Source organism: Moorena sp. SIO3H5, assembly GCF_010692395.1.
In the GTDB taxonomy this organism is placed as follows: domain Bacteria; phylum Cyanobacteriota; class Cyanobacteriia; order Cyanobacteriales; family Coleofasciculaceae; genus Moorena.
In genome coordinates, this window is sequence record NZ_JAAHHS010000261.1 from 1 (window position 1) to 11,114 (window position 11,114).

The 11,114-nt window shown below is 42.5% G+C and carries 10 protein-coding genes; 8 read left to right on the plus strand and 2 right to left on the minus strand.

Going from position 1 to position 11,114, the window contains the following annotated elements; translation table 11 throughout:
- Positions 1-146: 146 nt before the first annotated feature.
- The gene (locus F6K52_RS24100; protein WP_293083857.1) at positions 147-2,294 is read left to right on the plus strand and encodes a GAF domain-containing hybrid sensor histidine kinase/response regulator; all 2,148 of its coding nucleotides are present in this window, start codon (positions 147-149) and stop codon (positions 2,292-2,294) included.
- Here the strand turns inward: F6K52_RS24100 and F6K52_RS24105 are convergent.
- On the minus strand, positions 2,271-2,495 hold the full coding sequence (locus F6K52_RS24105) for a hypothetical protein (protein ID WP_293083861.1): 225 nt from the start codon (positions 2,493-2,495) through the stop codon (positions 2,271-2,273). The two genes, F6K52_RS24100 and F6K52_RS24105, sit on opposite strands and share 24 nt — an antisense overlap.
- 182 nt (positions 2,496-2,677) lie before the next feature.
- Between F6K52_RS24105 and F6K52_RS24110 the strand changes: the two genes are divergently transcribed.
- From F6K52_RS24110 to F6K52_RS24120, 3 genes are all read left to right on the plus strand, one after another.
- Complete coding sequence (locus F6K52_RS24110; protein WP_293083866.1) at positions 2,678-3,304, plus strand: Uma2 family endonuclease; 627 nt, start codon at positions 2,678-2,680, stop codon at positions 3,302-3,304.
- A gap of 1,186 nt (positions 3,305-4,490) precedes the next feature.
- A complete protein-coding gene (locus F6K52_RS24115; protein WP_293083871.1) occupies positions 4,491-7,226 on the plus strand; it encodes a CHAT domain-containing tetratricopeptide repeat protein in 2,736 nt (911 codons plus the stop codon).
- 4 nt (positions 7,227-7,230) lie between these two features.
- On the plus strand, positions 7,231-7,578 hold the full coding sequence (locus F6K52_RS24120; RefSeq protein WP_293083876.1) for a hypothetical protein: 348 nt from the start codon (positions 7,231-7,233) through the stop codon (positions 7,576-7,578).
- Positions 7,579-7,736: 158 nt separating this feature from the next.
- Here the strand turns inward: F6K52_RS24120 and F6K52_RS24125 are convergent, their stop codons facing one another.
- Positions 7,737-7,865 (minus strand): hypothetical protein, encoded by a 129-nt coding sequence (locus F6K52_RS24125; protein ID WP_293083880.1) that lies wholly within the window; start codon positions 7,863-7,865, stop codon positions 7,737-7,739.
- Between the two features lie 51 nt (positions 7,866-7,916).
- Here F6K52_RS24125 and F6K52_RS24130 point away from each other — a divergent pair, with 51 nt between their 5' ends.
- The 4 genes from F6K52_RS24130 to F6K52_RS24145 form a co-directional block, all read left to right on the plus strand.
- Positions 7,917-8,138, plus strand: a complete 222-nt coding sequence (locus F6K52_RS24130) for a hypothetical protein (RefSeq protein WP_293083883.1) — start codon at positions 7,917-7,919, stop codon at positions 8,136-8,138.
- A complete protein-coding gene (locus F6K52_RS24135) occupies positions 8,104-8,472 on the plus strand; it encodes a hypothetical protein (protein ID WP_293083888.1) in 369 nt (122 codons plus the stop codon). The genes F6K52_RS24130 and F6K52_RS24135 overlap by 35 nt, the downstream gene beginning before the upstream one ends.
- 185 nt (positions 8,473-8,657) lie before the next feature.
- Positions 8,658-8,831: a hypothetical protein gene (locus F6K52_RS24140; protein ID WP_293083893.1), complete on the plus strand. Its 174-nt coding sequence runs from the start codon at positions 8,658-8,660 to the stop codon at positions 8,829-8,831.
- 114 nt (positions 8,832-8,945) lie between these two features.
- A partial coding sequence (locus F6K52_RS24145; RefSeq protein WP_293083895.1) for a serine/threonine-protein kinase PknK occupies positions 8,946-11,114 on the plus strand: 2,169 nt, incomplete at its 3' end.

Consider the following 11,114-nt stretch of genomic DNA (forward strand, 5'->3'; position numbering starts at 1 on the left):
ATCAAAAGCTGGAAGCCATGGAGTATTATGACCGCGCCATTGCTGCAGCAAAGGAAAACCAATACATCCAAGACGAAGCCCTGGCTAATTAACTTGCTGCTAAATTCTATTTAGAGTGGGGTAAAGAAACCATTGCCCAAGCCTACTTGACTCGTGCTTACTATGGCTATAGTCACTGGGGCGCAAAAACTAAGGTGGAGCATTTGGAAATTCGCTATCCCCAATTTCTCAGTTCCATTCTTACCGAGAAAACTACCAATATCAGCACAGCAGAGACGATCACCAACCTCACCACTCAAGGGGTTAATACCACCACTAGCAACGCTTCCACTGTTTTGGATTTGGCTACGGTGATCAAAGCCTCCCAGGCCCTCTCTGAGGAAATCCAGCTTGATAAGTTGCTCTCGACGTTGATGCAAGTGGTGATGGAAAATGCCGGTGCTGACAAATGTGCTCTGATTTTGGTAAAAGGTGAGCGGTTAGTGCTTGAGGCGATGGAAACCGCTAATCAAGTCACGTTAGTGGAATCTATGGCAGTGGAAGAAAGCCCAGATATTCCCCAAAGTGCGATCAATTATGTGAAACGGAAATCGGAAACCTTAGTTATTAATGATATCACGGTTGAGACTATCCTAGGTGCTGACCCCTATTTTATCCGTCAGCAACCCCGGAGTCTGATGTGTACTCCTATCATGAATCAAGGTCAACTAATTGGCTTACTTTATTTAGAAAATAATCTCACCACTGGAGCCTTTTCCCCAGACCGATTAGAAATCTTAAATCTGCTCACCTCCCAAGCTGCGATTTCCATCGAAAATGCTCAAGTTTATAGCAATTTAGAAGAGAAAGTTACCGAACGCACTGCTGAATTAGCAGAAGCCAAACAAGCAGCTGATGCGGCTAACGAAGCTAAAAGCGAATTCCTCTCTAACATGAGCCATGAATTGCGTACTCCTCTCAATGGCATTCTTGGCTATGCTCAAATCCTGAAGCGAGACCGGAATCTAAGCAACAAGCAAATCGATGGTTTAACTATTATTGAGCAAAGCGGCAACCATTTGTTGACTCTGATCAACGATATTTTAGACTTATCTAAAATTGAAGCTCGTAAATTGGAACTTTACCCCAGTGACTTACATTTTAAAAGCTTCCTGGAAACTGTGGTAGCGATTATTAGGATGCGAGCCTTAGAAAAAGATATTTTATTCCAATATAACCCTGAGGATAACTTACCTGATGGCATTAAAGCTGACGAGAAACGACTGCGACAGGTACTGCTGAATTTATTAGGTAATGCTATCAAATTCACTGACCATGGTCAAGTCACGTTGCGAGTTAGCTTAATTGAGCAACAAGAGACTACTTCAATTATCCGTTTTCAAGTCATTGATAGCGGCGTTGGCATGTCCCCGGAACAGTTAGAAACAATTTTCCAACCCTTTGAACAAGTGGGTGATACCCAACGGCGCTCTGCTGGCACTGGTTTAGGCTTAGCTATCTCTAAGCAACTGGTGGAGTTAATGGGGGGTCAACTGATGGTAACTAGTGAATTAGGTAAAGGCTCTACCTTCTGGTCTGACATCCCTTTTCCTGTGGTCAAAACCGTTACCAAAGCTCAACCCGAAATAGTGGGTCAAATTAAGGGCTACAAAGGTAAAACATGGCAAATATTAGTCGTGGATGACCAACTGGAAAATCGCTTAGTTTTGCTCAATATGCTTGAACCCATTGGCTTTGATATCGTCACCGCCGAGAATGGTCAACAAGCAGTAGATATAGCTAGTGAGCTTCACCCAGACCTGATTTTGACTGATTTAGTCATGCCAGTTAAAACTGGCTTTGAAGTGGTTAACGAAATCCGAAAAATTCCTGAGATTAAAGACATACCAATCATTGCTGTCTCAGCTAGCGTCCTGGATATGGATCAGAACAAAAGTAAGAGAGTCGGTTGTCAAGCTTTTCTGTCTAAACCAATTAACCAGAATAAATTATTGGCTTTATTGGGGCAATATTTACCAATTGAGTGGGTGTATGAACCAATTGATGACATTGGTTTGAGCAAAAATGGCACGATCTCAGGTGAGACAGCAGCAATTATCCCACCCCCCCCTGAGGAAATGGAAATACTCTACGAATTGGCCATGCTCGGTAGTATGAAAAAGATTCGCGATCGCGCTATCTTCCTAGAACATCTCCATGAAAACTATCGGCCTTTTGCTAATAAACTCAAAGATTTAGCGGATGGATTTCAAGAAGAAGAGATTTTGACTTTAGTGGAAAGTTATATGAATTGAGTAGGGAACAGGGAACAGGGAACAGGGAACAGGCAAGAGGCAAGAGGCAAGAGGCAAGAGGCAAGAGGCAAGAGGCAAGAGGCAAGAGGCAAGAGGCATGCATACAAGAGGCAAGAGGCAAGAGGCAAGAGGCAAGAGGAAACACGGAAAAAATATTGTGTACCTGATTAGGCTAGAAAACGCTATAAAAGAGGTAAGCATTCGTTTAATCTGAGTTAAGTCACAGCGTAAAAGCCTGTGCCACGCTATTCCCTGCTCCCTGCTCCCTGCTCCCTGCTCCCTGCTCCCTATTCCCTGCTCCCTGCTCCCTGCTCCCTGTTCCCTGCTCCCTGTTCCCTAAAAACCTCACCTAATTGAAAACCGCTATATCACGATAGATAATCATGGATACCATTACCCTAGACTTTAAGGGAATCGTTCAACTAACTGATGAGCAATTTTGGCAATTGTGTCAACATAACCGTGACTATCGCTTTGAACGTACTGTATTGGGAGAAATTTTGATCATGTCTCCAACTGGTGGAGAAACCAGCAATCGCAATGCTGATCTGATTTATCAACTACAAGCATGGAATAGAAAGCATAATTTAGGGGTTGTTTTTGATTCTTCTGGTGGATTTAAACTACCTAATAATGCCGACCGCTCTCCTGATGCGTCATGGATAACTAAAGAAAGATGGGATGCTTTGACTATACAGCAACAACAAAAGTTTGTGCCTTTGTGTCCTGATTTTGTCCTTGAGTTACGCTCTCCTACTGATTCTCTCAAGAGATGTCTTGATGCAGTCGCTCATGGGGGAAACCCCCAAGACCGCGCTGCATCGCTACAAGCAAAAATGCAGGAGTATCAAGAAAATGGAGCCCGTTTGGGTTGGTTAATTGATCGGGAAAATAGACGAATTGAGATTTATCGTCAGGGGAAACCAGTAGAAATTTTAGAATTTCCGACAAGTCTATCTGGAGAAGAGGTTCTCCCTGGTTTTGTTTTGGATTTAAGGACTATTTGGTAATTGGATCTAGGAAAGGGAATAGGGAATAGGGAATAGGGAATAGGGAATAGGGAATAGGGAGTCGGGAGTAGGTAAGAGGCAAGAGGTGAAAAATCCTGTGTACCTGATAGCTATTAAAAACTCTATACTAATTTGATCATCCCTTGATGATATTGGGATACAAAATTACTGAACCACAAGTATTACATTCCAGATTCCCGATGTAAGCTGATAGCTGATTGCTGAATACTTACGTTATTGTTACCTTTTGCCTAAAAAATATGTCCTAAACTAGACTTCCATTGCTATCATTATTTATCCATAATTTAGTGCATCAATCCCTACAAATAGTATTTGTAAATAAATGTAAATATTTTAAATTGCCCCTTGCATTTTTGCCAGGAGTTATCTATAATATAGATATTGAGACTAAGACTAATAACCGCGCTGGTTCAAACCATTAACCAACGCCAGCGCGGTTTTCCTCCCACCTAAATAGGAGTTACTTCCATGATGGCAAAAATATCACAATTATCAATACAGCGGTTTGCAATTCACTCTTATCTGCTCCCTGCTCCCTAAAAACCCTATACTTTTGACTTGCGCGTAGGGCTATAACGGTCAAGGGTTAACAATACACCAGACTAGGTAATCATTTCTAACACACGAGTACCCATTTATTTCTAACGAGTACTATTTTCTCACACACCAGTACTCGTTTACAAAAACCAGTACTGGTGTGTAACAAACGGGTATCGGTTTCTTCTTAACAAGTACTAGTTTCTCATTAACTAGTACTTGTTGCTAATAAACGAGTACAATTTTCTCACATGGCAGGACTGGTTGGGGGCATCTCAGTGTTGCAATTAGGTATAGCGCTACGCGCCAGGTAAGAGGCATGCTAGCAATAGGGAAAAAATAATGTTTACTTCATAGCTAGGAGAAAGGCTATAAAATAATAGGAGATACTATAGAGCTATTGATGGGAGTTAATGATAGGGGTGAATCACAACACATCTGATGGGGATCATGTCACTTATGCAGAACATTTGTACGCTTATCTGGGTAATAGGTAATGGGTAATAGGTAATGGGTAATAGGTAATAGGGGGAGCATGTCACAAATGCCGAATATTTGTACATTATCTATAGCCCCCTCATGGGTTTAAGCTTGCTCTAATGGTACATAGTACAAATGTTCTGCAACTTTGACCTGCTCCCCATCTGATGCCCAACTTGACTTTCTCTTAGATGTGCTACAAGCAAGCGCAGACAGTGAGGGTGATGCCCAGATAGTTTACCCATTACTGGCAAACAATACAGACAAACTTAATGGTGAATTAGCAGAAAAATGGCGGGCTTGGTCAACACCTTTTCTGGCGGCAGCGGAAGCAGATAAAACAAAATTTATAGCAGCAGATATTTTAAATTTAAGCAATCGAATTCAGGAATTCCCTTTGGGTGACAAAGCTAAAAATATCGAAATTGCTATCACTGGCTATGAAGTGGCACTAACTGTTTTTACCCGTGACCAGTTTCCCGAGGAATGGGCATCGACTCAAAACAATCTCGGTAGTGCTTACTATAAAAGAATCACAGGGGAGAAAGCACAAAACCTCGAAGATGCCATCGCTTGCTACCAATTGGCTTTAGAAGTACGCACCCGTAAAGCTTTTCCTATGGATTGGGCATCGACTCAATATAATCTTGGTATTGCTTACGGTGACAGAATCACAGGGGAGAAAGCACAAAACCTCGAAAATGCGATCGCTTGCTACCAATTGGCTTTAGAAGTACGCACCCGTGAAGCTTTTCCTGTTCATTGGGCATCGACTCAAAACAATCTCGGTAATGTTTACTGTAACAGAATCACAGGGGAGAAAGCACAAAACCTCGAAGATGCGATCGCTTGCTACCAATTAGCTTTAGAAGTAAGCACCCGTGAAGCTTTTCCTGTTGATTGGGCAAGTACTCAAACCAATCTCGGGAATGCTTACTATGAAAGAATCACAGGGGAGAAAGCACAAAACCTCGAAAATGCGATCGCTTGTTTCCAATTGGCTTTAGAAGTACTTACCCGTAAAAGGTTTCCCGAACAATGGGCATCGACTCAACACAATCTCGGTAGTGCTTACTATGAAAGAATCACAGGGGAGAAAGCACAAAACCTCGAAAATGCGATCGCTTGCTACCAATTGGCTTTAGAAGTACGCACCCGTGACAAGTTTCCCCGAGACTATCTAGATACTAAAAATAACCTTGGTTTTGCTTACCGAGATGCTCAAAATTTCCCGGAAGCTTACCAGGCTTTTGATGCTGCCATTAAAACCGTAGAATTCCTGCGAGATGAAATTCTTTATGGTTCTGGAGTAGAAGAATACAAGACTAAACTAGCTGAAAAGTACAACCCAAGCTATCGAGGTATGGTAGAAGTTTCCCTAGACTTAACTAATATCACAGAAGCTATTGAATATGTTGAACGGAGCAAAAATCAGAATTTAGTTGACAATATTCTCAGCCGTGACCTGAAAACCATCTTTCCCCCAGAAGTTGTTACTAAACTAGAACAATACAGGGATGAAATAGCCATAGGTCAATATCAAATCCAGCATGGCAAAGCTGAAAATCCAACAGCCCTGGCACAACGTCTTCAAGAATTGCGACAGCAGCGGAATGATTTACAAGACCAATATTTACGTATCGGTTCTAGCTTTAACTTTGAGCAATTTCATAATAATTTAGATAACCACACTGCCATTGTAGAATTTTACATTACAGAAAATAAGCTGCTCACTTTCATCTTTACCAATACAACCCAGCAGCCTATCGTTTGGCAGTCTGAAGCGCAAGACTTAAAGAAATTGGAAAAATGGAGAAATGAATATCTGCAAAGCTACAACAACGAAAAATATGATTGGCAAAACGACCTGAGTAACCGCTTACATTCCCTTGGTGAGATTCTGCACATTGATGACATCATTCAGCACATATCCCCAGAGTGCGATCGCTTAATTTTAATCCCCCATCAGGTTTTACATTTGTTCCCGCTTCATGCTTTACCTATCAACAGTCACCACGGAGAAGCGACATCTGAAATTCTAATGGATCGGTTTCCAGCAGGGGTAAGTTACGCCCCTAGCTGTCAACTACTGCAACTTGCTAAAACTAGAAAACGCCCAGAAGAGTTTACCCACCTGTTTGCGGTTCAAAATCCTAGTGCTGATTTAGATTACACTACTATCGAAGTAGACGTAATTAAAAGCTATTTCAAGGAACCACCAAAGCCAGAGGTTCTTGTGGAAAACGCTGCCACCAAAGCCGCCATCGATCGCAAACCTCTCAACACTTACCACTATTTACATTTTAGCTGTCACGGTTACTTTAATTTCCAAGAACCCCGTAAATCGGCTCTAATCCTGGCCAATGCCGACAAATCCCCAGCTGCTGAACCCAATTCGGAGCGCTATTTACGAATAAGTGAAGAGGAAGTAGTTGACCTAGAGAAGTGTCTGACTATCGATGAAGTCTTTGATTTACAACTAGAACAATGTCGGCTGGTCACCCTTTCTGCTTGTGAAACGGGATTGATTGATTACACTAACATTAGCGATGAATACATTGGTTTACCTAGTGGTTTTCTAGTGGCTGGAACTCCAGCGGTAGTTAGTAGCTTGTGGATGGTAAACGATTTATCCACAGCGTTGTTGATGATTAAATTTTATCAGAATCTACGAGAGCAAATGGCTTTAGCAGTTGCCCTTAATCAAGCCCAATTCTGGCTGCGGGATAGCACCCAGGCTCAGTTGCTAACCTGGAGTATGCAGTTACCTTTAGATAACTCTTTGATGAAAAAAATTGAACAAGCACTGGATTGGTTTAACTCAGATGAGCAACCTTTCAAAAACCCCTACTACTGGGCAGCATTTTGTGTAATTGGAGAGTAAAATCATGATTTCTGACCCTCAACTTCTAGTATTTACCGACTTCCTGGAAACCAGACCGGAACGGTTTTCTAGGGAAGACTTACAGGACTTAGACCGGACATTAGCCCGTTTGCAGAGTAACCCACCAGAAAATGTTGAGGAAATTCTCAGGAATTGGTTTAAGGAACGGCTGACAATCAGGGATAAACTCAGAAAATTTGACAAGGACAAGACAGAGCTTGGCAAAGTTCCTCCCACTGAACCTATTCAGCCCGATCGCCTTGAGAATTGGTTTCAGGAACTGCGCGAGCAAGTAAAGGATAAACTTAATAGTAAAGGGAAGGGAGAAGAGGGAACAGGGAACAGGAAATAGGGAATAGGGAGTAGGGAGATCTCAGTAGAGTGGGCATCCTGCCCGCCCGAAGATTGTAACTGGCAAGATGCCAGTTCCACCAAGATGCCCATTCTACAGGTGCGACCCGTGGCGAATTTAATTCTTAATAGGTCAAGGGCACCTAAAAACTCTTAAAATCATTCTATTAATAAGCAACACCCACATAATTTTTTACCGGTTTCCACTTCCGAATTCACTCTTACCTGTTCCCTGCTCCCGTCTTGATGCAGTCGCTCATGGGGGAAACCCCCAAGACCGCGCTGCATCGCTGGTCCCTGCTCCCTAAAAACAACAATTGCTATTTTAAAAAAATACCCATGACCTCTAAAGTCTATGCGCCTAATGTCCATTTATTTGCCTTTCATCTAAAAACTAGTCAGCCAACTACCTTACTCTGGGACAAGTGCAACGAGATTATCTCTCAAAACTTTGGAGTGACTAAGCAGCTTGAAATTGAAGAACAGTCAGGATATCGAGTAGACCTGCTCAAGGATAAAACTACTGATGATGTCGCTTTTCACTTTGAAGGAGGAGGCTGATCGAGCCCGAGACAAAGAAGCTGAGAAACAGGAGAAAAGACTACAACTTTGGATCACCTCCGTCGGTACCGGCCTAGCAGTCAGTGGTATTTCTTCCCAAACCGATGCTAAACAACCTCTAGAAGCGATCCTGACCAAACTAGACCGGAACGGATCCTTAGATTGTCCTAGTCCTGAAGCTGGACTCCAGCCTTGCTTGAGTTACAGTTTCGTGTTTGTGGTATTTCATATTTTGCTTGGTGTTGGCGTTGGTGCGTTCGCTGCTTTTATTGTGGATCGAATTATCCATCGGCGGTCAAAATTATCTGCAAAGGGACTAGGGAGCAGGGAGTAGGGAATCGGGAATCGGGAATCGGGAATCGGGAATCGGGAACTTCATATCAAAAATTCTCACAATTAATTTAGTGTTAATGTCGCAACAGTTTAGGGAATTCTTTGACTGTAGTCCCTTTGATAGATTGATGGAGCACCTAATCTAGCACCAGGATGCTCTTAAGGGATGCATCTCATTAAAGCTGTTTGACCCAGTGTGTGGAATGGGCATCAGTCGTGGAAGGGGTATCAGCCGTGGAACGGGCATCAGCCGTGGAACGGGCATCAGCTGTGGAACGGGCATCAGCTGTGGAACGGGCATCAGCTGTGGAACGGGCATCTTGCCCGTTACAATCTTCTGCCGGGCTGTCCCAACCCTGAAGACGAAGTGGAAAATGAGTACAAGCCCAGCCCTAAGGCACCCTACATTCTGCTCCCTGCTCCCTGCTCCCTGTTCTCTATTCCCTGTTCTCTATTCCCTGTTCTCTGCTATCTATGATTACTCTTAACGGCTATCAAGTTAACACTAAAATTTACGAAAGTTCTAATTCAATCGTTTATCGCGGGATTAGAGATAACGACCATCAATCGGTGATTATCAAAGTCCTCAAGCAAGATTATCCCACCGAATCAGAATTGACCAGATATAAACAAGAATATCAACTCATTCACTCTCTAAATTTTACAGGAGTTATCAAAGCCTATGATTTATATAAGTATCAGAATACACTGATTATTACCTTCGAGGACTTTGGGGGAGACTCCTTAACTAATTGGCTAACTAAACGCCAGTTTCCCCTAGAAGAATTTTTGAGATTAGCTATCCAAATCACCGATAGCTTAGGGGCGATTCATGGAGTCAACATTATCCATAAAGATATTAATCCCAGTAATATCATTTATAACCCAGATACCGAGGAAATCAAACTTATCGACTTTGGCATTTCTACCCAGTTACTCAGAGAAACTCCCACCTTAAAAAATCCCCATGTTCTAGAAGGAACATTAGCCTATATTTCCCCAGAGCAGACCGGGAGAATGAACCGTTGCCTAGATTACCGTACAGATTTCTACTCTCTTGGGGTTACCTTCTATGAATTACTCACAGGCAAACTCCCCTTTGAGACTACTGAGGCGATGGAGTTAGTCCATTGTCATCTTGCCAAACAACCTATCCCTCCCCATCAACAACAAACCTTAACCTTAACCTCTCCACAGATTCCTCAACTGTTGTCAGATATTGTCCTAAAATTAATGGCAAAAACCGCTGAGGAGCGTTATCAAAGTGCGTGGGGCATCAAAGCAGATTTAGAAAAATGCTTGAACCAGTTACAGACCACTGGCAACATCGAACCATTTCCCCTAGGTAAGCAAGACATTTCGGAAACCTTTCACATTCCGCAGAAACTCTATGGTAGAGAGCAAGAAGTCCAGATACTGTTAGTTGCCTTTGAGCGAGTGGCAGCGATCGCCACTACCAAGAACCAAGAACCAAGAACATCTAACTTCAGCTCCAAACCAGTCCAAAATTTAAGCAATCCCCGGTCTCGAACTGAAATGATGTTAGTCAGTGGTTATTCTGGCATTGGTAAATCAGCACTAGTACGGGAAATTTACAAACCAATCACTCGGCAAAGAGGATACTTTATTTCTGGAAAATTTGACCAATTTCAGCGCAATATCCCCTACTCTGCTATTGTCAGTGCCTTCTCTAGTTTAGTCCAACAACTGCTGAGTGAACCAGAAGACCAACTCAACCAGTGGCGAGAAAAACTCTTAGCAGTACTCCATCCTAATGGACAGGTGATCATTGATGTGATTCCTGAAGTAGAACTAATTATTGGCAAACAGCCCACCGTAGCAACTCTTCCCCCTACTGAGACTCAACACCGCTTTAATTTAGTTTTCCAGAACTTCATCAAACTCTTTTGTGCTAAGGAGCATCCCCTAGTGATTTTCCTTGATGATCTTCAGTGGGCAGATACCGCTACACTGAAGCTGATTGAGCTGATCATGACTAATGAAGAAACGGAGTACTTACTGTTAATTGGTGCTTATCGGGATAACGAGGTCAACGCCACTCATACCCTGATGCTAACCCTAGATAAGCTGGGAGAATTGGGGGTTACTTTAAAGCAAATAACCTTAGCGCCTTTACAAGAAAATCAGATCAATCAACTAATTGCTGATACCTTACAAACTCAGGGAGAGTCAGTGATACCATTAGCTAAATTGGTGGTGAATAAAACCGCTGGTAATCCTTTCTTTGTCAACCAGTTTCTCCAAACACTTCACGCGGAAAATCTAGTAAGGTTTAAGGCTCCTAAAGATGGACATCAAGCTCAATGGCATTGGGATATTTCTGAAATTGAGTCGGTAGGGATTACTGATAATGTGGTAGAGTTGATGGTCAGCAAGCTCAAAAAACTCCCAGCTGCTACCCAGAAAGTGTTGCAACTAGCGGCTTGTGTCGGTAATTATTTTAACCTCACTACTCTGTCAATTGTCTATGAAAAGTCCTTAACAGATACCTTTAAGGATTTACTGAGTGCTATTCAAGAAGGATTCGTGTTGCCAACATCTGAGCTGAAAACTAGTGATCAAGAAATTATCGAGTCTCAACTGGTCATTCTCAATTTTAAATTTCTCCATGACCGAGTCCAA